Consider the following 316-nt stretch of genomic DNA (forward strand, 5'->3'; position numbering starts at 1 on the left):
AGCACGTTCTTGACCCGCCGGTTGAACAGGGTGAACGGGAAGGCGACCTGTACGGCGACCGTGCCGTAGGTGATGAGCATGACCATGGTGCCGTTGCCGGCGAGGGCGTCGGAGAGCGCGGGCCAGGGCGAGAAGTAGTCCAGGTGCAGCGGGTAGTAGACGGCCGTGCCGTCCTGCCAGCGCGAACCCTGGATCTTGTACCAGCCGGCGGTCGCGTAGATCAGACACGCCTCGGCCATGATCACGAAGAGCGCGCCGTTGTGCACGATGTCGGTGACCACGTCCAGCAGGATCCGCGGCTGGCTGCCCTCGGCCG

Annotated in this window: 1 pseudogene; it reads right to left on the reverse strand. The window is 66.8% G+C overall.

Going from position 1 to position 316, the window contains the following annotated elements:
* Positions 1–316 (reverse strand): annotated as a pseudogene (locus ACLZOT_RS51335) (HTTM domain-containing protein); the annotation flags it as partial.

Origin of the sequence: Streptomyces sp. 4F14 (assembly GCF_048159485.1) — a bacterium.
GTDB lineage: Bacteria > Actinomycetota > Actinomycetes > Streptomycetales > Streptomycetaceae > Streptomyces.